Origin of the sequence: Cypionkella sinensis, assembly GCF_042646385.1 — a bacterium.
GTDB lineage: Bacteria > Pseudomonadota > Alphaproteobacteria > Rhodobacterales > Rhodobacteraceae > Cypionkella > Cypionkella sinensis.
This window is the reverse complement of sequence record NZ_JBHRTO010000001.1, coordinates 1-21,570: the sequence shown is the minus strand read 5'-3', so window position 1 is coordinate 21,570 and position 21,570 is coordinate 1. Positions and strand designations below refer to the sequence as shown.

At 60.5% G+C, this 21,570-nt stretch carries 19 protein-coding genes; 9 read left to right on the top strand and 10 right to left on the bottom strand.

Annotated elements, in window-relative coordinates; all coding sequences use genetic code 11:
• Position 1 precedes the first annotated feature (1 nt).
• From ACFOGH_RS00095 to ACFOGH_RS00085, 3 genes are all read left to right on the top strand, one after another.
• Positions 2 to 1,528 (top strand): DHA2 family efflux MFS transporter permease subunit, encoded by a 1,527-nt coding sequence (locus ACFOGH_RS00095; RefSeq protein WP_380071024.1) that lies wholly within the window; start codon positions 2 to 4, stop codon positions 1,526 to 1,528.
• 199 nt (positions 1,529 to 1,727) lie between these two features.
• Positions 1,728 to 3,242, top strand: coding sequence for an ATP-binding cassette domain-containing protein (locus ACFOGH_RS00090; protein ID WP_380071023.1), 1,515 nt, complete (start codon positions 1,728 to 1,730; stop codon positions 3,240 to 3,242).
• A gap of 99 nt (positions 3,243 to 3,341) precedes the next feature.
• Entirely contained in the window at positions 3,342 to 4,130 is a 789-nt protein-coding gene (locus ACFOGH_RS00085; RefSeq protein ID WP_380071022.1) for an inositol monophosphatase family protein, read from the top strand.
• A 124-nt stretch (positions 4,131 to 4,254) separates the two neighbouring features.
• Here the strand turns inward: ACFOGH_RS00085 and ACFOGH_RS00080 are convergent, their stop codons facing one another.
• From ACFOGH_RS00080 to putA, 3 genes are all read right to left on the bottom strand, one after another.
• Entirely contained in the window at positions 4,255 to 4,983 is a 729-nt protein-coding gene (locus tag ACFOGH_RS00080; protein ID WP_380071021.1) for a rhomboid family intramembrane serine protease, read from the bottom strand.
• A gap of 96 nt (positions 4,984 to 5,079) precedes the next feature.
• On the bottom strand, positions 5,080 to 5,349 hold the full coding sequence (locus ACFOGH_RS00075; RefSeq protein WP_380071020.1) for a hypothetical protein: 270 nt from the start codon (positions 5,347 to 5,349) through the stop codon (positions 5,080 to 5,082).
• Between the two features lie 111 nt (positions 5,350 to 5,460).
• Positions 5,461 to 8,886, bottom strand: coding sequence for a bifunctional proline dehydrogenase/L-glutamate gamma-semialdehyde dehydrogenase PutA (putA, locus tag ACFOGH_RS00070; RefSeq protein ID WP_380071019.1), 3,426 nt, complete (start codon positions 8,884 to 8,886; stop codon positions 5,461 to 5,463).
• Between the two features lie 105 nt (positions 8,887 to 8,991).
• On the opposite strand from putA, the gene ACFOGH_RS00065 reads away from it, so the two are divergent.
• From ACFOGH_RS00065 to ACFOGH_RS00055, 3 genes are all read left to right on the top strand, one after another.
• Positions 8,992 to 9,453: an Lrp/AsnC family transcriptional regulator gene (locus ACFOGH_RS00065; protein WP_380071018.1), complete on the top strand. Its 462-nt coding sequence runs from the start codon at positions 8,992 to 8,994 to the stop codon at positions 9,451 to 9,453.
• A gap of 105 nt (positions 9,454 to 9,558) precedes the next feature.
• Positions 9,559 to 9,846, top strand: a complete 288-nt coding sequence (locus ACFOGH_RS00060; RefSeq protein WP_380071017.1) for an SH3 domain-containing protein — start codon at positions 9,559 to 9,561, stop codon at positions 9,844 to 9,846.
• A gap of 249 nt (positions 9,847 to 10,095) precedes the next feature.
• A complete protein-coding gene (locus ACFOGH_RS00055) occupies positions 10,096 to 12,471 on the top strand; it encodes a glucose/quinate/shikimate family membrane-bound PQQ-dependent dehydrogenase (RefSeq protein ID WP_380073932.1) in 2,376 nt (791 codons plus the stop codon).
• 168 nt (positions 12,472 to 12,639) lie between these two features.
• Here the strand turns inward: ACFOGH_RS00055 and ACFOGH_RS00050 are convergent, their stop codons facing one another.
• Both ACFOGH_RS00050 and ACFOGH_RS00045 read right to left on the bottom strand, forming a co-directional pair.
• Positions 12,640 to 13,482 carry a YihY/virulence factor BrkB family protein gene (locus ACFOGH_RS00050; protein ID WP_380071016.1) on the bottom strand — a complete coding sequence of 281 codons (843 nt, stop codon included), beginning with the start codon at positions 13,480 to 13,482 and terminating at the stop codon, positions 12,640 to 12,642.
• A 211-nt stretch (positions 13,483 to 13,693) separates the two neighbouring features.
• The gene (locus tag ACFOGH_RS00045) at positions 13,694 to 14,191 is read right to left on the bottom strand and encodes a hypothetical protein (protein WP_380071015.1); all 498 of its coding nucleotides are present in this window, start codon (positions 14,189 to 14,191) and stop codon (positions 13,694 to 13,696) included.
• 233 nt (positions 14,192 to 14,424) lie between these two features.
• On the opposite strand from ACFOGH_RS00045, the gene ACFOGH_RS00040 reads away from it, so the two are divergent.
• The gene (locus tag ACFOGH_RS00040) at positions 14,425 to 14,625 is read left to right on the top strand and encodes a hypothetical protein (RefSeq protein ID WP_380071014.1); all 201 of its coding nucleotides are present in this window, start codon (positions 14,425 to 14,427) and stop codon (positions 14,623 to 14,625) included.
• 22 nt (positions 14,626 to 14,647) lie between these two features.
• Positions 14,648 to 15,199, top strand: coding sequence for a DNA-3-methyladenine glycosylase (locus ACFOGH_RS00035; protein ID WP_380071013.1), 552 nt, complete (start codon positions 14,648 to 14,650; stop codon positions 15,197 to 15,199).
• A gap of 139 nt (positions 15,200 to 15,338) precedes the next feature.
• Here the strand turns inward: ACFOGH_RS00035 and ACFOGH_RS00030 are convergent, their stop codons facing one another.
• The 3 genes from ACFOGH_RS00030 to ACFOGH_RS00020 all read right to left on the bottom strand — a co-directional run bounded on the left by ACFOGH_RS00030 (position 15,339) and on the right by ACFOGH_RS00020 (position 19,051).
• Positions 15,339 to 16,040, bottom strand: a complete 702-nt coding sequence (locus ACFOGH_RS00030; protein WP_380071012.1) for a YciE/YciF ferroxidase family protein — start codon at positions 16,038 to 16,040, stop codon at positions 15,339 to 15,341.
• Between the two features lie 336 nt (positions 16,041 to 16,376).
• Positions 16,377 to 17,822 (bottom strand): UdgX family uracil-DNA binding protein, encoded by a 1,446-nt coding sequence (locus ACFOGH_RS00025; protein WP_380071011.1) that lies wholly within the window; start codon positions 17,820 to 17,822, stop codon positions 16,377 to 16,379.
• Positions 17,822 to 19,051 (bottom strand): putative DNA modification/repair radical SAM protein, encoded by a 1,230-nt coding sequence (locus ACFOGH_RS00020; protein WP_380071010.1) that lies wholly within the window; start codon positions 19,049 to 19,051, stop codon positions 17,822 to 17,824. The genes ACFOGH_RS00025 and ACFOGH_RS00020 overlap by 1 nt, the downstream gene beginning before the upstream one ends.
• 114 nt (positions 19,052 to 19,165) lie before the next feature.
• Between ACFOGH_RS00020 and ACFOGH_RS00015 the strand changes: the two genes are divergently transcribed.
• Complete coding sequence (locus tag ACFOGH_RS00015) at positions 19,166 to 19,444, top strand: tyrosine-type recombinase/integrase (protein WP_380071009.1); 279 nt, start codon at positions 19,166 to 19,168, stop codon at positions 19,442 to 19,444.
• A 576-nt stretch (positions 19,445 to 20,020) separates the two neighbouring features.
• Here the strand turns inward: ACFOGH_RS00015 and ACFOGH_RS00010 are convergent.
• Both ACFOGH_RS00010 and ACFOGH_RS00005 read right to left on the bottom strand, forming a co-directional pair.
• Positions 20,021 to 20,536 (bottom strand): restriction endonuclease, encoded by a 516-nt coding sequence (locus tag ACFOGH_RS00010; RefSeq protein ID WP_380071008.1) that lies wholly within the window; start codon positions 20,534 to 20,536, stop codon positions 20,021 to 20,023.
• 96 nt (positions 20,537 to 20,632) lie between these two features.
• Positions 20,633 to 21,481 (bottom strand): MvaI/BcnI family restriction endonuclease, encoded by an 849-nt coding sequence (locus tag ACFOGH_RS00005; protein ID WP_380071007.1) that lies wholly within the window; start codon positions 21,479 to 21,481, stop codon positions 20,633 to 20,635.
• Between the last annotated feature and the right edge of the window lie 89 nt (positions 21,482 to 21,570).

The window sequence follows — 21,570 nt, the reverse complement described above, 5'->3', positions numbered from 1 at the left end:
CATGAGCACCCCCAGCACCGAAGTCCCGCACAAGGGCTTGATCACGCTTTCCATCATGTTGGCGACGATCATGCAAGTGCTGGATACCACCATCGCCAACGTCGCCCTGCCCACCATGACGGGCGACCTTGGGGCGTCGCAGGACACGATCACTTGGGTTCTGACCAGCTATATCGTGGCTTCTGCCATCATGACCCCGGCAACGGGGTGGATTTCTGACCGCATCGGCAAGCGCGAGTTCTTTTTGATCTCGATCGCTGGGTTTGTGGCCACCTCTATCGCCTGTGGCCTGGCATGGAGCCTGCCATCCATGGTGCTGTTCCGCCTGCTGCAAGGCGTGTTTGGCGCGGCTATCGTGCCGTTGTCGCAGACCTTCCTGTTGGACATCAACCCGCGCGAAAAGGCGGGGCAAGCGATGGCCTTGTGGGGGGCTGGCATCATGGTGGGGCCGATCATCGGCCCGACTTTGGGCGGCTGGCTGACCGAAAGCTTTAGCTGGCGTTGGGTGTTTTTCGTCAACCTGCCTGTTGGCATCATCGCGTTTCTGGGTTGTGCGGCTTACCTGCCGAAATCTGTCACCCGCCCGCGCCGGTTTGATTTCTTTGGCTTTGCCATGCTTTCGCTGGGCATCGGCGCTTTGCAGTTGATGCTGGACCGGGGCGGCGAGGTGGATTGGTTCTCATCCGCCGAGATCTGGCTTTATCTGTTCCTGACGCTGACGGGGATGTGGATTTTCATCATCCATATCCTTGGCGCTGACAAACCCTTCCTTGACCCGCGGATGTTTCTGGACCGCAACTTTTCCACCGGGCTGGTGTTTATCTTCATCATTGGCATCATTCTGTTGGCCAGTCTTGCGCTGCTGCCGCCGATGCTGTCGAAAATCTTCGGCTATCCCACCATCACCACCGGGATGGTGATGGCCCCGCGCGGGGTGGGGACGATGATTTCGATGATCGCCGTGGGGCGGTTGGTGCAAAAGGTCGATGCGCGGCTGTTGGTGTCGGTCGGGCTGATCCTGACGGCGGCGTCGCTGCACTACATGACGCAGTTCACGCCACAGATGGATTCGACCCTGGTGATCTGGACCGGCGTTTTGCAAGGGCTGGGCCTGGGGCTGGTGTTCGTGCCGCTTTCGACCATCGCCTTTGCCACCATTGACCCTGCCTACCGCGCCGATGCCACCAGCCTGTTTTCGCTGGTGCGCAACATCGGCTCGTCCATCGGGATTTCGATGGTGACGCTGATGCTGACGCGCAATGTGCAGATCAATCATTCGGTCATTTCGACCGCGATTTCGCCCTTCAACCCGAATTTCAACATGGTGGTGCCGCCCGGCACGCTGACCGCAACCACGTTGCAGCAGATGGAGGGGTTGGTTTCGACCCAAGCGCTGATGATCAGCTATATCGACGATTTCTATCTGATGATGGTGATCACGCTTTGCGCGCTGCCCTTGGCGTGGTTCCTGCGCAAGGCGCAACCGCGCACCATGGCCCCCGGTGAAGCCCCGGTTGCGCATGATTGATTTCTGCTTGGGCAGGCGCTAACCTGCCCCAGCACACACAGCCAAAAGGAGGGGGTGCCATGCATTTGATCTGCCACCCACGCACCTATGGCCCTGCATCTGCCCTGCCTTTGTCGCAGGGCTGACCCAAACCGCATCGCAGGTTGTCCTGTCCGCCCCTTAACGGCGCCTTTGCGCTATATTCAACGCGGATACCTTCATGACCTTGCTTGCCACCAAATCCTTGGGCCTGACCCTTGGCCAACCCCTGTTCACCGATCTTTCGTTCAGCCTTGAGGCGGGCGACCGTATAGGTCTGATCGCCGCGAATGGGCGCGGCAAATCATCCTTGCTGCGCTGTCTGAGTGGCGCGTTAGAGCCGACTGCGGGCGAGATCACCCGCGCGCGTGGGCTGAAACTGGCGCTGGTGGATCAGAATGTGCCGGATGCGCTGCTGCCGCTGAGCTTGCGTGCCGCAACGCTGGCGGCGCTGCCTGCCGAGGTGGCCGAATACGAATCATGGCGGGTTGAGATCGTGCTGGATGATCTGGCGGTGCCGGAAGCGTTGCGCGATACGCCGCTTGGCGCATTGTCGGGGGGCTGGCAACGCACGGCGCTGCTGGCGCGGGCGGCGGTGGGCGAGCCTGATCTTTATCTGCTGGACGAGCCGACCAACCACCTTGACCTGTCGCGCATCGGTATGCTGCAACGCTGGCTGGCGGCCCTGCCGCGTGATGTGGCCGTGATCACCACCAGCCATGACCGTGCGTTTCTGGATGCCGCGACCAGCCGCAGCCTGTTTCTGCGGGCGAGTGCCAGCCGTATGTTTGCCCTGCCCTACTCGAGTGCGAGGATGGCACTGGAGGAGGCTGACGCGGCCGATGCGCGGCGGTTTGAGAATGATCTGAACAAGGCCGATCAGTTGCGCCGCCAAGCTGCGAAGTTGAAGAACATCGGCATCAATTCGGGATCGGATTTGCTGATCACCAAGACCAAGCAGTTGAAAGACCGCGCCGAGAAGCTGGAAGCAAGTGCGCGCCCTGCCCATCGTGAGGCTTCGGCAGGGGCGATCCGGTTGGCCAATTCCGGCACCCATGCCAAGGCGCTGATCGCGCTGAATGAGGCGGCGATCACCACGCCGGATGGGCGGGCGCTGTTCTCGACTGGGCAGAAATGGATCGAGCGCGGCGACCGGGTGGTGATCTTGGGGGCGAATGGCGCGGGCAAATCGCAGCTGATCCGCGCGGTGCTGGCGGCTGTTCAAGGGGCCGAGGGGGCGGTCAAGGCGGCGCCGACGCTGGCCTTGGGGTATTCCGATCAGAACCTTGCGCAACTGCCTGACGACACCACTCCACAGGCTTTGGTCAGCCAGTTTGCCAATGATCAGGCCAGCAAGACGCTGCTGGCGGGGGCTGGCATTAAACCCGATTGGCAAGCCCGCCCGCTGGGGCGGCTTTCGGGCGGGCAGAAGGCGCGGTTGGCGATGCTGTTGTTGCGGCTGTCGCAGCCGAACTTTTACCTCTTGGACGAGCCGACAAACCATCTGGATATCGAGGGGCAAGAGGCCTTGCAGCAAGAGCTTTGCGCGCAAGGGGCCACCTGTCTGCTGGTCAGCCATGACCGCGATTTCATCCGGGCGGTTGGGTCGCGGTTCTGGCAGATCGAAAAGCGGCGGTTGATCGAGGTGGACAGCCCCGAGCCGTTCTTTGCCTCCGAACTGAATCGGGCGAACTGAATCGGGCGAACTGAACCGCCCCTGATAACGCCCGGCTGCCTTGCGCAATTTCGCGCGCCCGTGTATGCCCCCCACCTTAGCCATCACCGGAGTCCGCCCATGCAAGGCAGTGCCAACCTCAACCTGATGATCAAGGCGGCCCGCCGCGCTGGCAAAGCGCTGGTGAAAGACTTCCGCGAGGTTGAGAACCTGCAAGTCTCGACCAAAGGCCCCGGTGATTTTGTCACCAAAGCCGACCGTGAGGCAGAGCGGATCATCAAGGAAGATCTGATGGGGGGCCGCCCGACCTATGGCTGGCTGGGCGAAGAAACCGGCGAGCAAGAGGGCCAAGACCCGACCCGGCGCTGGATCGTTGACCCGTTGGATGGCACCACCAACTTTCTGCACGGGATGCCGCATTGGGCGATTTCCATCGCGCTGGAGCATAAGGGCGAGATCGTCTCGGCTGTGGTGTTCGATGCTGCCAAGGATGAGATGTTCTGGGCCGAAAAAGGCTCGGGCGCGTGGATGAACGACCGCCGCCTGCGGGTGTCGGGCCGTCGCGCGATGCATGAGGCGGTGTTTGCCACGGGCGTGCCGTTCAGCACCAAGAAAACCCTGCCCGCGACTTTGGCCGATCTGGCCCGCCTGATGCCCGCTTGCGCCGGGATGCGGCGCTGGGGTGTGGCCTCGCTGGATCTGGCTTATGTCGCGGCGGGCCGTTTTGACGGCTATTGGGAGCGCGAGTTGCAGACCTGGGACATCGCCGCGGGCATTCTGCTGGTGAAAGAAGCGGGCGGCCTGATTGGCCCGGTGCGCGAAGGCTATGACATTCTGGAAAAGGGCGCGCTGATCTGCGCCAACGAGAACCTGTTCGCGCCGCTGACCAAGATCATCCGCGACGCATAAGCCCGGCTTGGCGCGCAAAATCCTTCCCATCTGGGAATGACTTGTGTTTTGCGCGGCGTTTTGGGGCAATTTCCACAAGATGTAGTGTTTTGCCGCGATTTCTGGGCGGATAATGCGCTCGGGATCACCGCTTTGGCACGCGCGGGATGCGGCTGGGGCTGATCGGGTATTGCGCCGCCGGATGCGGGGGTTTGCCGTCGTTCTGCGCCCAAAGCCTGCGCCGGATCAGCACCGGCAACACCAGCACGGCCCCAGCGATGAAGCCGCCGATATGGGCGAGATAGGCCACGCCATCGGCGGTGGCGGCATAGCCGTTGAACGATTGGATCGCGAACCACACGCCCAGCACGATCCATGCTGGGATCGAAAACACCCGGAAGAAGATGATGAAGATGAACAGCACATCGACCTTGGCGCGGGGAAACAGCATCAGATAGCCGCCCAACACCCCCGCAATCGCACCGGATGCGCCGATCAGCGGGCCGTCGAACCACGGGTCACCGGCGATCTGCAACGCAGCCGCCGCCAGACCACAGGCTAGATAGAACAGAAGATAGCGGACATGGCCCAACTGGTCTTCCAGATTGTCGCCAAATATCCACAGAAACAGCATGTTACCGGCCAAGTGCATCCAGCCGCCGTGCAGGAACATATGGGTCAGCAGGCCGCCATAGCCCTGCCCCTGCATGAACTGCGCAGGCACCAGCCCCCAAGTGTAGTAGAACACCGCCAGCGCGTAATCGCTTTGCAGGCTCAGCCAGTAGAACACGAATATCGCGATATTGGCGACCAGCAGCGCGTAGGTCACATAGGGCGCGCGGCCAGAGGGGTTATGATCGCGGATGGGAAACATGGGCTGGCCCTATGGATTGTGCTGAAAACCTAGAACCTTGCCCACGATATGCAAGAGCCCACCCGCAACCGGGCAGGCTCTGCCAACAGGTTGGACTTATTCCATCGCCTTGATGACTTGATCCACCGCATCGCAGGCCTTGGCCGGATCGGACGCCGCAGCAGCCAGATCGCCCTGCACCGCTTGCAATTTCTCGTTCACGGCTTGCAGTTTTTCGGGATGGTTGGTGGCAAGATCCTGCATTTTGGTCATCATCTCGGCGGCCTTTTTGCTGGCCTCTTCCTGCGTGCAGGCAGCTTTTTCCTCTTGGCAGGCCGAAAGGCTGAATACGGTTGCCAGAATGGCGAAGGGGGCGATCATACGCATCGTAAACTCCACAAAAATTTGAGCAACATGCTCGACCGCACGCGTAACATCGCCGTGATACGCTGCCAAGGTCGCCAGATGAAATTCCTGCATCTGGCGACAAGCGGCGCTCTAGTCCGAGACTTCGGCCAGCAGTTGCGCGTTGCCGCCCGATGCCGTGGTGTCGATGCAGACGTGACGTTCCAGCATGACATGGGCGAGGTCGGGCATCTCGCCGATCAGCGGCAGGATAGGGCCTTTGCGCGCGGCAAGGGCCTGGGCGCGGATGCGGGCGGCTTCGGTATCGCCCCACCACAGCGCGCCAGAGAAGCCTTGCAGGCGGGTGAGGGCCAAGGGGGCAAGGCCATCGGCCAGCACCGCCTGCCCGCCAAGATCGCGCACGGCTTGGGCTTGGGCCTGCGCGGCATCGGCCCCCGGGCCAAGGCAGAGCAACGGCGTGCGGGGCGAGGCGGTGAGGCGGTTGGACTCGCCGGTCGGCCCTGGCAGCACGCGGGCCTGTTGAATTTCGGCGGCGGGCTGATTTTGCAATGCGGCGGCGACCGTGGCTTCGGGCAGATCGGCGGCGCCGGTGGTCGCGCGCGGGGAGGATTGAACGGTGAAGCGCAGCAGGTATTCCGGCCCGCCCGCCTTTGGCCCTGTGCCGGAAAGGCCTTCTCCGCCAAAGGGTTGGCTGCCCACCACCGCGCCGATCTGGTTGCGGTTGACGTAGAGGTTGCCGACATGCAGCGTCTCGATCACCGCCTGCACGCGGTCATCAATCCGGGTGTGCAGACCGAAGGTGAGGCCATAGCCCGTGGCATTGACGGCTTGCACGACCTTTTCCACCTCGCCCGCCTTGAAGGTGGCGATGTGCAGGACGGGGCCGAAAATCTCGCGCGGCATGGCGGCGATGCCTGCAACCTTGATGACGGTGGGGGCGATGAAGGTGCCGGTGGCGGGGGTGGTCATTTCGCGCAGCACACGGCCCTCAGCGCGCGCGGCGGCGATATAGTCGCGGATGGTGGATTGTGCCTGCGCGTCGATCACGGGGCCGACGTCGGTGAACAGATCAAGCGGATCGCCCAAAGCCAATTCGTCCATCGCGCCGAACAGCATTTCTTGCACGGCGTGGGCGACATCCTCTTGCACGTAAAGGCAGCGCAGGGCCGAGCAGCGTTGCCCTGCCGATTGGAAGCTGGAGGCCAGAATGTCGCGCACGGCCTGTTCGGGCAGTGCTGTTGAATCCACCAGCATGGCATTCAGGCCGCCGGTTTCGGCGATCAGCGGAGCGGTGGGGTCAAGGTTTTCGGCCATCACACGGCGGATTTTCAGCGCGGTTTCGGTTGATCCGGTGAAGGCCACGCCGTTGACGCGCGGGCTTTGGGTGATCCAGCCGCCCACAGCACCATCACCCGGCAGCAGTTGCAGGGCCGAGGTGGGAACCCCGGCTTTCCACAGCAGATCTATCGCGAGGGCGGCGATCAGCGGGGTTTGCGGCGCGGGCTTGGCCAGCACCGCATTGCCTGCGGCCAAGGCCGCGCCAATCTGGCCCGAGAAGATTGCGAGCGGGAAGTTCCATGGGCTGATGCAGGCAAACACGCCGCGGGCGGGGTGTTTCAGGCCTGCCGCGCCGTCGGCGTAGTAGCGCAGGAAATCCACCGCTTCACGCAGTTCGGCCACGGCATCGGCGAGGGATTTTCCGGCCTCGCGTGCCAGCAGGGCAAAGATCGGGCCAAATTCGGCCTCATAGAGGTCTGCCGCGCGGCGCAGGACGGCTGCACGCGTGGCGGCATCGGCGGCCCAGGGTTCGGCAAGGCGCATGGCAGTTGCCACGTCAGCCTGCGAGGCGGGCAGGACATGGCCCACCAGCGCGCCGGTGGCGGGGTTGCGCACCTCGGCCCGGACACCGCCGACGCCATGACCGGCAAGCATCGGGCGGGCTTCGAACTGGGTGGTTTCGTGCGGGGCGCGGGCATCTGCGATGGCAGCGAGATCGCCCGCGTCGGTCAGATCCCAACCCTTGGCGTTCTGGCGCGCGCCAAACAGCGCAGGGCCAGTGGCAATCGCCGGGCTTGGCACCGGGCTGATCGCCTCCATCGCGGTGATCGGGCAAGCGGCGACGGTTTCGGGGCTGACCTCTTCATTGACGATCTGGTTCACGAAGGACGAGTTCGCGCCGTTTTCCAGCAGGCGGCGCACGAGATAGGCCAACAGATCGCGGTGCGCGCCGACGGGGGCGTAAATGCGGCAGCGGGTGGCGTTGTCGGTCAGCACAATGTCGTGCAGACGTTCGCCCATGCCGTGCAAGCGCTGGAACTCGAAGGCTTTTTTATCGGTGGCCATATCCAGGATGGCGGCCACGGTATGCGCGTTGTGGGTGGCGAATTGCGGATAGATGCGGTCGGTCATGCCCAGCAGTTTGCGGGCATTGGCGATGTAGCTGACATCGGTCGCCTGTTTGCGGGTGAACACCGGGAACGAGGCAAGGCCCAGCACCTGCGCCCGCTTGACCTCGGCATCCCAATAGGCGCCCTTGACGAGGCGGACCATGATGCGGCGGTCAAGCCGCTGCGACAGCGCATAAAGCCAGTCGATCACCGCGCCCGCGCGCCGACCGTAGGCCTGCACGACGACGCCAAAGCCATCCCAGCCGCGCAGGGCCGGATCGGACAGAACCGCCTCGATCACCTCAAGCGATAGGGCAAGGCGGTCGGCTTCTTCGGCGTCGATGTTAAAGCCCAAGCCTGCCGCCTTGGCCAAACCCGCCAAGGCGCGGACGCGGGGCACCAGCTCTTCCATCACGCGGGCGCGCTTGGCGACCTCGTAGCGCGGATGCAGGGCGGACAGTTTCACCGAGATGCCGGGATTGGTGCGGATGTCGCCGGTGGTGGCGGCCTTGGCGATGGCCGTGATCGCGGCAGAGTAGGACAGATGATACCGGCGGGCGTCGGCTTCGGTGCGGGCGGCTTCGCCCAGCATGTCGTAGCTGTAGGTGTAGCCCTGCGATTCGAGTTCTTTGGCGCGTTTCATTGCCTTTTCAATGGTTTCGCCCAACACAAAGTTGCGCCCCATTTCCTTCATCGCGCGGGTGACGGCGGTGCGGATCACCGGCTCTCCCAAGCGTTTGACCGCAGCCTTCAGGTGGCCGACCACGCCCGGTTCGCGTTCATCCAGCACTTTGCCAGTCAGCATCAAGGCCCAAGTGGAGGCGTTGACCAGCGACGAGGCCGATTTGCCCAGATGCTGCCCCCAATCGGAAGGCGCGATTTTATCCTCGATCAGCGCGTCCATCGTGTCGGCGTCAGGCACCCGCAACAGGGCTTCGGCGAGGCACATCAGCGCGATGCCTTCGTCGGTGGACAGGCCGTATTCAGCCAGAAACACCTCCATCAACCCCGGCTTGGCGCTGCTGCGGATGCGGCGAACATAATCGGCCCCGGCGGCGGTGATGCGGGCGCGTTGCGCGCTGTCCATACCGGCCTGAGCGATCAGGCTGGCGATCAAGGTCGCCTCGTCGCGCAGAGAATCACGCTCAATCACAGTCCACGCGTCACGCATATCGGCCCCCTTAGGATTTTGCCCATGATAGCGCAGGTTTGACAGGCTGTTTCCCTCATTATACACTCAATCTCAGCCGAAACGCCGCAAATGGAGCGCTGCGCCATGCCAATCGACCGGGCTGATCTGGATCGTTTTGATCATGCGATCCTGCGCGAGTTGAGCATGGATGGCCGGATCAGCGCCACCGAGCTGGGCCGCCGGATTGGCCTGTCAAAATCGCCGACGCAAGCGCGGATGAAGAGGCTGGAAGATGGCGGGGTGATCACCGGATACCGCGCCAACCTTGACCCGATCCGCATGGGTCAAGCGCATGTGGCCTTTGTGGAAGTGCGGCTGTCGGACACCCGCGAAGCCGCGTTGCAGGCGTTCAACAAGGCGGTGCTGGCGGTGCCAGAGGTGGAACAGGCGCATATGATCGCCAGCCGGTTTGACTATCTGCTGAAGGTGCGCACCACGGATATTCAGGATTACCGCAGGGTGCTGGCCGAGCGGATTTCGGCCCTGCCCTACGTCGCCTCGACATCAACCTATGTCGCGATGGAGGCGGTGAAGGAGTTGTATTGACGCGGTGTGGCGACGGCGGATCGGAAACCAAGGGCTATTCAGACTCGATACTTTGATTTGATGCACCGTTGGTCTAGACACCGGAAAAACGCTGGAGGTTAGAACATGCGATACATCGCGCTCCCGATTGGTCTCGCACTGCTTTTGGTCGCTGGCTGTGCAGAGATGAGCAGTAGCCACGCCGTGGTTAAGGGTGCCGGGCCTGACGAGCTTTTGAAGCTGCGCGCGGGGCCGGGGCTGGGCTACAAGATTATTGTGGGCTTGCCAGATGGCACGCGATTGACGCGTCATACTTGCGTTACCGAAGAGGGCCAGCTTTGGTGCGAGGTGACGGTCAACGCATCGCCTTATCTGAAGGGTTACGTCTCGGCAGATTATCTTTCTGCTAAGTGATGTTGATTGCTTGCGGGCATTTCGTAACGGGCGCTCTGTGCCGATACCGGCCCGCGGACGGGACTTTCTGCTGCAACAGGCGTTCTTCGCCATCACCGCGTTTCCGCGTTGTGGCTTCTGGCTGCGGACTGATGGGCCATTCGACGAAATGTGTGGGTCTGGCGGAACTGAGCGGCCGCTGCTGCGTTTTGCTTCGGTCTTGATCGGACGTTTTGTCGCCGGGAGAATGTTTTGCGTATCACCTTGACCATGGTATTGGCCCTCGTTCTGGGGGCATTTGGCGTTTTCTTAGTGTTTGGCGGCGGATGGTTGCTGAGCCTAGGGGGCAGTCCTTACTACATACTGGCGGGGATTGGATTTATCGCAACCAGCGTGCTGCTGATGCGAAAGCGTCGGGCGGCTTTGGCAGTCTATGCGCTGACACTGGGCGGCACATTGGTTTGGGCGATTTGGGAGGTTGGCTTCGATTGGTGGCAGCTTGCACCGCGCGGCGGCGTTCCGGTTTTGCTTGGTTTGCTGCTGCTATTGCCGCGGGTTTGGAAGGATCTGCCAGCCGATCTGCCGCCCGCGATGCCAGCACGCTTTCCCATGGCGTTGGGGAGTGTCGTGCTCGGATCGGTGGCGATAGCGGGATATGCGATGTTTCAAGACCCGTCGGCCATCAGGGGCGAGCTGACCAAAGATATTGCCGCGCCCATGCGCACAGCGCTGAACACTGGCAATGAAGCAGGCGATGGCGAATGGCGGCAGTATGGCCGCACCAGCTTTGGCCAGCGCTGGTCGCCGCTGGATCAGATCACTGCCGCGAATGTGCGTGAATTGGTGCCGGCATGGCAATATCAGACCGGCGATGTGAAGCGCCCCGATGATGTTGGCGAAACCACCTATCAGGTGACACCGATCAAGATTGGCGACAACCTTTACGTCTGCACGCCGCATAACATCGCAATTTCGCTGAACGCCAAGACCGGCCAGGAAAACTGGCGGTATGATGCGAATTCTGGCATGAACCCCGACCGCCAGCATCAGACCTGCCGCGGCGTGACATGGTGGGAGACCCCTGCCATCTTGCCAGACACGGCGACTGCGGCGCAAATCGCGCTGCATGCGACGGCGTTGGCAGAGTGTCCGCGGCGGATCTATCTGCCGACTGCTGACGCGCGCCTGATCGCGCTGAATGCTGATACCGGCAAGCCCTGCAGCTTTTTCGGCGAGCAAGGCACCCTGCGTCTTGAACAAGGGATGGAGTATAACCCGGCTGGCTATTATTATTCCACCTCGCCACCCGTTGCCACCGCTGGCAAGATCATTGTCGGTGGCGCTGTAAACGACAACTTTTCAACCAAAGAGCCGTCGGGCGTGATCCGCGCCTTTGACATCGATTCCGGCACGCTTTTGTGGAACTGGGACAGCGGGAACCCCGAGCAGACCGCCCCGATTGATCTCGCTGCGGGCGCGCGATACACCACCAACTCGCCCAACAGCTGGTCGGTGTTCAGCTATGATGAAGCGTTGGGGCTGATCTATCTGCCGATGGGCAACCGGGTGCCCGACCAGTTGGGCTATGACCGCTCGGCCGAGGTTGAGAAATTTTCGTCCTCTATCGTCGCGCTGGAAATTGCCACTGGCAAACTGCGTTGGGTGCGCCAGACCGTGCATCATGATCTGTGGGATATGGACGTGCCAGCCCAGCCGGTGCTGATTGACGTGACCCGCGATGGCGTGGTTATCCCGGCGCTGGTCGGGCCGACAAAACAGGGCGACATTTGGGTGCTGGATCGCCGCACAGGCGAGCCGTTGTCGCCGCGCGAAGAATTGCCTGCGCCGGGCGGTGCTATTCCCGAGGATTGGACATCGCCCACCCAGCCGATCAGCAAGCTGACGCTGCGGCCCGAAAAGCTTGTCGAAGCTGATATGTGGGGCGCGACCATGTTTGACCAACTGTCGTGCCGGATCAAATTCCGCTCGCTTGATTACGAAGGCCAATACACCCCGCCGACGCTGAAAGGCTCGATCGTGTATCCGGGCAATTTTGGCACTTTCAACTGGGGCTCGGTTTCCGTGGACCCAGAGCGTCAGGTGATGTTCGGCATGCCGACCTATCTGCCGTTCACCTCGCGTCTGGTGCCGGCGGCGGAGATCCCGCCTAAGGGCAATGAAACGGCCAGCGAGCAGGGCCTGAACCGCAATGATGGCGCGGCTTATGGTGTGGTGATGGGGCCGTTCCTGTCGGCTTTGGGTGTGCCTTGCACCGCGCCGCCGTGGGGGTTTGTCGCCGGGGCTGATCTGCGCGGCGAGAGCGTGGTGTGGAAGCACAAGAATGGCACCGTGCGCGACATGACACCGCTGCCGTTGAAGATAACGCTCGGTGTTCCGGGCATCGGCGGCCCCATGACGACGCGGTCGGGCTTGGCCTTTCTGGGCGCTGCGGTGGATGATTACTTCCGCGCCTATGATGTGACGACGGGGGCGCAGTTGTGGGAAACCCGCCTGCCTGCCGGAGGGCAATCGACGCCGATGACCTATAGCGTGGATGGCAAGCAATATGTGGTGATTGTCGCAGGCGGCCATGGGTCGATCGGAACCAAGCCCGGCGATTACATTATGGCCTATACACTGCCATAGCCCAGCGCTGGCACACTGAACGCTGTCGTTGCCCACGCGGTAAGTTGGGCAACGGCTACCGCCGTTGGTTGGGCAGGCGCGCCTTGCGTTTGTAGGGGGGCACTAGCCTTGCCGCGATACCGATGCCGAAGTCAGGCGTGCCGGACAGCGCGTTTGGGTTGCAGCAGGCTAATCTGGCCTGTTCTGCCGCTCGCCAATCATCACATCCACTTCTTTGCCAAGCAAGACGATGAAAGACGATAACCACATCCACATCAGCAGCGACACCACGCCGCCCAACGTTCCGAAAGTTTTGTTATAGCCTGCAAATTCGCGCACATAGATGGAGAATGCGATTGATCCGGCAAGCCACAACAAGGTTGCCAGCAACGCGCCCGGCGTGAACCACAGTGCGCCTGAAACCCGGTGGCGAAGCGTCAGGCGGTAGAAGGCGCCCAAGCCAAGTGCCGTCGCAACGCCGACTATGGGCCACCGCAACGTGCCTATGATTATGGCAAAGAAACCCTCAACTTTTAAAGCGGCAAAAACCGCGGGCACAAACACCGTCGATACCAAGGCCAAAACTGCCAGAGCGATCACAAAAAATGTCATGGCCAGCACAAACAGCGTGCTGGCCAGAAAACCACGTTGGTCCGTCTCGCCCGCGGCGATGTGCAAACCCTCGATCAGCGCCCCAACTGCCTTGGAGGCCGCATAGATCGATACGAGAATGCCAATTCCTGCCGCAAGCCCAAGCCCGCCGTTCTGTGACCCGGCAATCTCGGTGGCCTGATCAATGATTATACTGCTGGCTTCCACTGGCAAAACTGATCCGAGTTTCTGCATCTCGCCAACAAGTGCCGCAGGTTCTGTCATCAGCCCGCCGATGGCCATGATCGCGGCGATTGCCGGAAAAATGGACAGCAAGCCGTAGAAAGCGATACCAGCAGAGATCAGTCCGACGCGATCCTTTTTCAACTCGGCGCTCAGGTCTTGCGCAAACTTCCAGCCGGTTTTGAGGCGAAATCGCATAGAAGAAACCTTCTGTCACTTTGCGTGAAACTTGCAGACTGCGGTGGCATTGCCGCGCCGGTTTGGACGCATTGCAAGGGTCTTTGCGGTCGGGATGCGCCATCTGCAAGTCACGGTTTTATTGAAGAAAAGCTACACGGGAATGCCGTGCAGCTTTTCAACAGACGGGTATAGGCGGCCGCAGTTTGCTGTGGTGCGCCTGATGCCCCACTCAGGTTTCGTCGGGATCATTAACATCCGGCACGCCGTCATCGTTGAGATCGTCGTTTTGCGGATCATCGGCGGCATTCAGGGCACTTGAGGCGATGTCAGCGTCGGCGGTCGATACGTCTGGCAAATCAAGCTCGGGGAAATCTTCTTGCGGAAGAACGCCGCCGGTTTCCGAGGCGTCACCGTCAGAAAGGCGGATATCGTCGTCGGCGTAAGGATCGTCCTCGGGCGCAGCGTCCGGGAAGGTCATCTCATCGCCTTGGTCGCGCAAGGTGGGGAATTCGCCAAGGTTGCTTTGAAGCGCAGCCTCTTCGACGACTGGCATTGCGGAGTGCGCAACGTCTAGCGTTGGCACATCTACTTCTGCCATTGCGACCAGTTCGCGCGCTTGATCGCTAAATCGCGCATGTCCGCCTGCGGGGCTGCCCGCAGCCGCCCAAAGGCCACGTGCCCTATCTTCGACACGTTGATCCAAAGCCTGAAATTCTTTGCGGTTCATGGGACACCTCGCTTTCGCAATACCAACGGCGTGTCGACGCATAGGTTCCGTCGAAGGCCCGATTTTCGAAAGCTCGACCGCCTATGTAACCTGCGCACATACGCGCAACACCGTGCCCTGACGGTGGTCTGATACTAATGGCGCGTCAGCGAACGTTCCGTTGGGGGAATATGAGGCGGAACTTTTGCGATCACGTGGGGTTTATGTTGCAGCATATCAAAAGGATTGCTGTCATGAGCAAAGATCGAGAAACGCGCCACCCCGCCCCCAATGTCGTGGACCAGCGCCAGCAACAAATCGACCCCGCAGGACATCACCATGTCGATCCAAACAAGCGTCCCGCCACCAACACCAAGCAGCCTGGGAATCTGCCGGTGCTGTCAGATGCAGAGATCAAGGAAAACTACAGGCGGAACCCCACAACCAAGCGGTAATCTTGTCATGCAGTCGCAGTGAATGGTTATAGAATCCGCGTTTTTTACGCGCCCGGCATCCGAAGTCGCCCCCGACTTGATCGGTTGCTTTTTGTCTAATAGGCAAGTGGGCGGGATAATTGTAGAGACAGAGGCTTATCAGCCTGATGATCCTGCATCGCATAGCTTTTCGGGCCCATCGCCGCGCAACCGAGCGATGTTTGGCCCTGCAGGCCGTTGTTATGTTTACCGAAGTTATGGCTTGCACTGGTGTATGAACGTGGTCTGCAATCCCGGCCACGCCGTCTTGTTGCGTGCTTTGCGGCCGACAATCGGCCTTGAAGAGATGGCAATCCGGCGCGGCAACCAAGTTGAAAAATTGCTGTGTGCCGGGCCGGGAAGATTGGCCGCAGCATTGGGCATCGACAAAAGCCATGATGGTTTGGCCTTTGATGGCCATCCGCTTTCGCTGATCCAACAGCCCGACGGCCCTGTCAAAAGCGTGCAGAGCGTGCGGATTGGGATCAGCCGCGCGGTCGATGTTCCTTGGCGATGGTGTGCTGCACATAGTCCTTGGCTTAGCCGCAAAGCGTAAGATTTGACAGCTTCTGCACGGCATAGTCCCCGAAGGTCGCAAGGGCTTAGCAGGCGCAGGCGGCGATTGTGATAACCCAGCCAAGCATAGCCCGCTTGGCTGGGTCTTATGACCTAGCGACCAGCCAGATCAGGTTGCATTAAGACGCTTTCTTCTTTGCGCCATCCGCCGTGTCTTCATCATATTCAGAAGCCGCCGCGTTGATGCTGCCCTCTGCCATTTCGCTGAGCTTTGATTGGGCGGCATTCTCTTGATCAAGTGTCGATTGCAATTTCTGATGCACTTCGTCCAAGCCAAGGGCATCAGCAAAACCGATCATCGCGCTGTAGCGGGCGATCTCGTAATGCTCGACGGCGCCGGCCGAGAAGATAATCGCAGCGTCGCCCGCCATCGTGCCACCAAAGTCTTCCAGGATGGTTTCAGCCTCGGTCAGAATACCGTCGATTGCATCGCATTTTTCCGCCTTGGCGCGCACGCCCAGCAATTCGAACACCGCTTCCAAGGTCTCGATGTGGCCTTGCGTTTCTTCGCGGTGCGCGGTCAGCGCCTCGACCAAGGCCGGGTCTTCGGCAGCTTTGATCATTTTCGGAAGCGAGCGGTAGATTTTGCGCTCGGCGTAATACATGTCCTTCAGGCCATGTTCGAGCAGATCTGCCAGACCCATTTGATCCTGCTGCTTGTCGCGTGCGGTCTTGGTCTGCTTGGTCGCTGCGCGCGATGCGACGGTCTGCGCCCGGCGTTGACGGGATTCCGGCGAGGGTTTGGCGCGATCAGCCGTCTTTGCCTGAGTGGAGCGGGCGGGCGTAGCGGCGGACTTCATGTCAGTTTTGGTCGTAGCCATTTTATCACCTTTGAGTTGACGTTGATGGAATTACGTTTGGCAATGCGTTGCCAGCACACATCAACGCCGGGCCCTACAAGCCGTTCCGACAATCCAAAGGCGAAATGCAGCCGTCCGCCTATGCTTGGCGGATGTGCGCCCATGACCTGCAAAATCAGGCAAAATGGCGCGTAACAGCTTCACCTGAGCGGTTTGTAAGGGAACGGTCACCACAGTTGTGATGGCGTTTGAGTTGCGATCTTGCCAGGCGGTTCACCGAGCGCCGGGTTGTGTCGCAATCGACAATCTGGTCAGAGCAAGGCCTGCAAGTTGTGCATTCCGACCACACATTGCAGTCTACGATGATCGCGCCTTTTCTGCCTTCATCGTTTCTACGAGTTTCGCAAGATCGGCGCGAAATCTGGCCCGTTCTTGCACCTGCTGATCAGGATCAGGCAGCCGCAAGATCCACGAAGGATGCACGGTGATGAACAGCGGTGTTCCGTCCGACAGCGTCTCGAAAGTGCCGCGTCGGGTCAGGATGTCTTTTCCTGTGCCGCTCAGGCTGGCAACCGCGGTCGCCCCCATGGCGAGGATGAGCTTGGGGCGGACCGTGGCGCGTTCAAGGTCAAGCCACCATCGGCAGGCGGTCACTTCGCCCGCGTCTGGGCGCTGGTGGATGCGGCGCTTGCCGCTGGGCCGGTATTTGAAATGCTTGACGGCGTTGGTGATATAGGCCGCAGTGCGGTCCAGTCCTGCCTCTTGCGCGGCGGCGTCAAAGAGTTGGCCCGCCGGGCCGGTAAAAGGCACGCCAGTCAGATCCTCGGTGTCTCCCGGCTGTTCACCGACGATCATCAACGGCGCATCCGGCGGCCCCACCCCAAACACCACCTGAGTCGCGGGGCCATGAAGCGGGCAGCGGGTGCAGCGGCCTGCCTCAGCACGCAGTCCGGCAAGCCCACCGATGGGCGCAGGCGGCAGCGATCGCTGCACCATCGCTTTGGCCTGCATCAACAAGCGCGGGCTGGCCTCGGATGGCGCCGCCGCCTGCATGGCTGCGGCCCGAACGCCCGCGCTGCGGATCAGGCCGGGGATAAGATCGGCCTCGGGCAGGTTTTTCCAGTATTTGCGCGGCATTTCCGACGTCATCGCGTCGACCATCAGACGGGCGGGGTTGAAAATGTTGGCGTAATAGGTGCGCCACAGCCCTTCGGTCGCATCCTCGGGCATCACCGTGCCTGGCGCGGTCAAGTCATACCGCAGCACGCCATCGACAAAGCTGGCGGTGATCCGGGGGGTCAGGATCGCCCAATCCATGTCGCCGAACCGACGCGCAAAGAACGGAGTCGCGGCCTCGACCACCGGATGATCTGGTTCGAACCAAGCCATGAAGGCGCGCCTGCCTTGTTCACCGCCAACATCCCGAAACCGCACGAAGGCGTGCATCTTGTGGATCGCACGGCGCACCGTCTTGGCTTGGTCCAACAGCTTGCGCATCGCGGGGTCCGCCCGGTCGCCCCAGCGCAGATCCCCCGCCGTAAGACGCCGCAGCAGGCCATAGGCGCGGGCAAAGCGCTCTGGGTCGGCATGGCAAAGTGCCGTCTCGATCTCGGCTATTGCCTGCCGGGGCAGCATCTGGGCTGGTGCGACGGTCTGCACTGCAGGTGCGGTGTTTGCGAACAGATCGGGCACCGCATCGCCCACATGCCAGACCACATCGGTTTCGCCCGCCGCAAGCAACCCCCGCGCGGCGCGGCGCCATGCCGCGACTGTGCCGATCTCTGGCAGCATCACATTCTGCATCAAAACAGCGACAGTTGCACCGGCGCCGGCGCGAACCGCTCTCGCAAGGTTGCCGCATCGGTCATGCCCTTTGGCGACCAGCCTACTGCCGTAATAAAGGCCTTGGCCGTTTTCATCACCGCCCCCATCGCCACCAGATGGTCATAGCGCAGCGCGCCATGTCGGCGGGCCTCAAGAATGCGGCGCACGGTCTTGGTGCCGAACCCCGGCACACGCAGCAGCATCTCACGCGGGGCCCTGTTCACATCCACCGGAAAGGCTGCGCGATGTGCCAGCGCCCAAGCCAGTTTGGGGTCCACTTCCAGATCGAGCATATCCGAAGCGCCAGCGATCTCGTTCACCTCGAACCCGTAGAACCGCAACAGCCAATCGGCCTGATATAACCGATGTTCCCGCAACAGCGGCGGGCTTTTTAGCGGCAAGAGCGCCGAGGAATCCGGGATGGGCGAGAAAGCCGAGTAATACACCCGCGACAGACCATAGCCCGCGTAAAGCTGCGCCGCCTGCGTCAGGATCGTGCCGTCACTGGCCGCATCGGCGCCGATGATCATCTGTGTCGATTGCCCGGCCGGTGCGAACAGGGCCTTGCGCTTACCAGTATGGGTTGTTTCGCGTGACGCCTCACGCCGCTGGCGCACATTGGCCATCGTCTTGCGAATACCGGTCGCGGATTTCTCGGGAGCCAGTCGCGCCAGCCCGTCGACGGTGGGCAGTTCGACGTTGATCGACAGCCGGTCCGCCCACCGACCCGCCTCGTCAAGCAGTTCGGGGCTGGCGTCGGGGATGGTTTTCAGATGAATGTAGCCCCGAAAATTCTCGACCTCGCGCAGGGTGCGGGCAATGCGGACCATGTCGGCCATCGTCTCATCCGGCGACCGGATGATGCCGGATGAGAGGAACAGCCCCTCAATATAGTTGCGCCGATAAAACTCGACCGTCAGGCGCACCACCTCCTCGACCGTGAAACGCGCGCGTTCGATCTGGCTCGACACCCGATTGACGCAATATACACAGTCGTAGATGCAAAAATTGGTCATCAGAATCTTCAGCAGGCTGATGCAACGGCCATCCGGCGCATAGGCGTGACAGATGCCACTGCCACCCGACGACCCCAGCCCAGTCCCATCGCGCGAATTGCGCCGCTCGCCGCCCGAAGAAGCGCAGGACGCATCGTACTTCGCCGCATCAGAGAGGATCGCAAGCTTCTGGTCTACGGTGAGTTTTGCCATATGTTCTATATATGTTCTTCATCGTTGACCGGCAAGTCCCACAACCTCGTTGCGGCGGAAACTGGCACAGATGCTTCGGATCGTTGATTTGCACCCAGAAGTGAACCGGGTACCGTGACAAATAATGTGATCGAATATCGCGGGCAATCAATCGGACGTGTGCATAAAGGCTTCGGTGCGGTAGTTGAAGGCGCGGGTCTGGAAGGGCGAGGGATCACGCCGCACATTATGCGTCACAGCGCGATGACCTGGCTGATGCAGGCGGGCGAGGATATTTACAAAGTTGCGGGCTTTGCTGGGCACAAGGACATCAAGATGATCGTCCAAAGATACGGGCATCATCACCCGGATTTTCAATCAGGAATTGCGAAAACGCTGTCGCAGAAGCGCTGAGCATATAGCCCGCCATTCCGGCGGGCTATTTTTTCATCAGTTTCGAATGAGGGAGTGCTCCTGCGTTCATTTGAACGCAGTGAACGCAAAACGCACGAAAAACATCTCTACAGAAACACTACTTTTTCTATGTGTTCGTGTGGAGATGCGGAGGTGAAAAGCATGAAAATCAAAACCTTATGTCGATTTTTGGGGACAACTCGGACAGAAATTTGGCCGGAGCACTCCCTTGGTAAGGGAGAGGTCGAGAGTTCAATCCTCTCTTGCAGCACCATCATAACCATTTGAAATATATATATGATTTTCAAACCACTCGGTTCAATTCGACGATTCCAGGGGTGTGGCCCTGCGTTCAAATGAACGCGCACCGCGATTTTTGCATGTCAATCTGATGATCACTGCGCTTACTAAGGCCTCCTACCAGGCAGTGGATTTATATGCCGATTCAAGCCCAAGTATCTCGTGCAATGCGGGGATGTCATTCACCTCGATCAGAACCACACCGCTGCGCAATGCCAGGGCCTTAGCGCTTTTGGTGTAATTTCCGGTGGAAATGACCACCGCATAGTTCAACCCTTAGAAGTGTTTGCCCGCAATGGCCTCCTGAACAGCGCCGTTGCCGACCGATCCGCTGAAGCGCTTGCATTGGATGCCAACCTGCTTCCCAAGCCGCACCGCGATGACGTCAACGCCCTGATCCCCGGAGCCACGGGTGACTTCGGCCTTCCAGCCATAGAATTTGAGTTTGGCAGCGACCCAGTGCTCGAATTCATGGCCGTTCAGCGGATACTGGGTCAGATCGTCGTTTTTGGCCCGATCGGGGCCCGATATATTTTGCTGTTGCGGAGTATCTTTTCTCATATTCCAACAGACAGTCGCGCCCACAACCGCCGAAATCAACAACGCGTAAGGCACATCGGCGCGGCTGAGGGCCGCCGCGGTTATGAGGAAAACAAAGATGAAAACCCACCCCACTACAAAGGCTTTATGAAACATTTTAGACATCGGCGCGCCTTTTCCAGTTGGTGTGCCAACCGTCACTGCGATGCCGGCGATGCCCAGCCTTTTGTAGTGACGCCGTGCCGAACCCAAGTCGTCTCTCCGGGCGTTTTCCCAAACGTATCATGAAATTCCTAACAAACAGTTGTGACGCAATGAGAAAGTTGCATCAAGCTCAACGGCAGATATTCATGCGACGACGATCTCATGTTTGTCGTAAAGCAGCGGCAGATGTTTGTGATTGACGCGGAATTGGTTTCTGCGGCGCTCGATCCGGACATTGCCGGCCGTCGTGATGCCGTTGAACGAGGGGTCCATATAGACCGTCCCGTCATGCATAGCTTTCAGGAGTTTCAGGAAGTCGGTGCCGGTGAAGAGGTGCAGGTTGTCTGAATACTGATATTCCACGGCGTCCTTGTTCGCCAAGGCGGGAACGTAGCAGGCCTGCGCGTGCTTGGTGAGCCAGTGCGTAAGAAGACGCGGAAATACCCATTCTGCGGCGACGATATCGGCTGGATCGAGTAGACGCAGGGTGCCGTTGTCATCCGTGACGATGCCCTTTGCCGCGTTGTAGCCCGTCATCTCCAGCCTGAGCGTCGTGAGATGATGAGCCGCCTCGCCGACTTTATAAATCCCGCCGAAATTCCGCCTGTTGGGCTTTCCGCTCTGATCGGGATAGCCGTATCTTTCAAGAAAATCATATATATCAGCGGAATAGACGCCTCCAGTGGGCTCCGGCGTTAGCAGCGTGACCGCGTTCACCGGTGTCATCTTCAGGAAATTGGTGACCGCATATTGCTTGACTTCCCAGCCGTGGAAATCCGGTTCTGCGATGCCGTTAGGTATGATGCCAAGCTCAGCTTCAAGTGTGTAGCCGCCGCCGTTGCGGGCTGCGTAGGCCCTGGCTATGCCGGTTTTGTCGAGGCGCTTCGATGCGATCCAGCCAGCACCGCAGCATTGCGAACCTCGTTGCGCCTCAACCCTGCCGCAGTCCAGACATTGAACCGCCCCGGGTTTACCGGAGGGTGGTTTTTTCAATGACTATGCGACCATATCGAGTGAGTTCAGGTTTGCATAGAACGCCTCCTCTGCTTCTGCGGGCGGGATGTAGCCGATGGGGCCTAGAA

What these genes read in the sequence shown, in the direction of transcription:
- ACFOGH_RS00095 (WP_380071024.1), top strand. Translation starts at nt 2, where the DNA reads ATGAGCACCCCCAGCACCGAAGTCCCGCACAAGGGCTTGATCACGCTT.
- ACFOGH_RS00090 (WP_380071023.1), top strand. Translation starts at nt 1,728, where the DNA reads ATGACCTTGCTTGCCACCAAATCCTTGGGCCTGACCCTTGGCCAACCC.
- ACFOGH_RS00085 (WP_380071022.1), top strand. Translation starts at nt 3,342, where the DNA reads ATGCAAGGCAGTGCCAACCTCAACCTGATGATCAAGGCGGCCCGCCGC.
- ACFOGH_RS00080 (WP_380071021.1), bottom strand. Translation starts at nt 4,983, where the DNA reads ATGTTTCCCATCCGCGATCATAACCCCTCTGGCCGCGCGCCCTATGTG.
- ACFOGH_RS00075 (WP_380071020.1), bottom strand. Translation starts at nt 5,349, where the DNA reads ATGCGTATGATCGCCCCCTTCGCCATTCTGGCAACCGTATTCAGCCTT.
- putA (WP_380071019.1), bottom strand. Translation starts at nt 8,886, where the DNA reads ATGCGTGACGCGTGGACTGTGATTGAGCGTGATTCTCTGCGCGACGAG.
- ACFOGH_RS00065 (WP_380071018.1), top strand. Translation starts at nt 8,992, where the DNA reads ATGCCAATCGACCGGGCTGATCTGGATCGTTTTGATCATGCGATCCTG.
- ACFOGH_RS00060 (WP_380071017.1), top strand. Translation starts at nt 9,559, where the DNA reads ATGCGATACATCGCGCTCCCGATTGGTCTCGCACTGCTTTTGGTCGCT.
- ACFOGH_RS00055 (WP_380073932.1), top strand. Translation starts at nt 10,096, where the DNA reads ATGGTATTGGCCCTCGTTCTGGGGGCATTTGGCGTTTTCTTAGTGTTT.
- ACFOGH_RS00050 (WP_380071016.1), bottom strand. Translation starts at nt 13,482, where the DNA reads ATGCGATTTCGCCTCAAAACCGGCTGGAAGTTTGCGCAAGACCTGAGC.
- ACFOGH_RS00045 (WP_380071015.1), bottom strand. Translation starts at nt 14,191, where the DNA reads ATGAACCGCAAAGAATTTCAGGCTTTGGATCAACGTGTCGAAGATAGG.
- ACFOGH_RS00040 (WP_380071014.1), top strand. Translation starts at nt 14,425, where the DNA reads ATGAGCAAAGATCGAGAAACGCGCCACCCCGCCCCCAATGTCGTGGAC.
- ACFOGH_RS00035 (WP_380071013.1), top strand. Translation starts at nt 14,648, where the DNA reads ATGGTTATAGAATCCGCGTTTTTTACGCGCCCGGCATCCGAAGTCGCC.
- ACFOGH_RS00030 (WP_380071012.1), bottom strand. Translation starts at nt 16,040, where the DNA reads ATGGCTACGACCAAAACTGACATGAAGTCCGCCGCTACGCCCGCCCGC.
- ACFOGH_RS00025 (WP_380071011.1), bottom strand. Translation starts at nt 17,822, where the DNA reads ATGCAGAATGTGATGCTGCCAGAGATCGGCACAGTCGCGGCATGGCGC.
- ACFOGH_RS00020 (WP_380071010.1), bottom strand. Translation starts at nt 19,051, where the DNA reads ATGGCAAAACTCACCGTAGACCAGAAGCTTGCGATCCTCTCTGATGCG.